The organism is Streptomyces thermovulgaris, assembly GCF_002155915.1.
Taxonomy (GTDB): domain Bacteria; phylum Actinomycetota; class Actinomycetes; order Streptomycetales; family Streptomycetaceae; genus Streptomyces; species Streptomyces thermovulgaris.
On sequence record NZ_MUME01000585.1, the window covers coordinates 1 to 512 of the forward strand.

General features: G+C 70.7%; 1 protein-coding gene. It reads left to right on the forward strand.

What is annotated here, in order from left to right; translation table 11 throughout:
* Positions 1-217: 217 nt before the first annotated feature.
* Positions 218-512 (forward strand): CBS domain-containing protein (locus CCN35_RS27455; protein ID WP_143631931.1); only part of this gene is annotated, 295 nt, incomplete at its 3' end.

A 512-nucleotide genomic window follows, 5' to 3' on the forward strand; every position in this document is an offset into this window, starting at 1 on the left:
CTGGTCGGCGGCCGCAGCATCTACGGCCTCGATCTCGACACCACCCTGCTGTGACTCTCCTTCCGCCTCCGCCTCCCTCGCCCTCCTCCTCCCGCTTTCCCCACCCCTCCGGCTCCTTCCTCCGGCCCGTGCGGCCCTTCCGAGCCTTTCGGCTCTTCAGACTCCTCCGACTCCTCCGACTCTTCCGAGCCTTCGACCGGACCCACCGGAGGGCGCCATGAAGGATTCCCCGTACACCGTCGGTGACGTGATGACCCGCACCGTCGTCGCCCTGGCCAGTGGTGCGTCGTTCAAGGAGATCGTGCGGACGATGAAACGGTGGGGCGTCAGCGCGATGCCCGTGCTGGACGACAGCGGCCGGGTGATCGGCGTCGTCTCGGAGGCCGACCTGCTGCGCAAGGAGGAGTTCCGCGCCGACGAGCCGCAACGGCCCGGCCGGACGGGACGCCCGGCGGACGAGGCCAAGGCGGAGGCCGTGACCGCCGGGGAGCTGATGACCGCCCCGGCCGTCA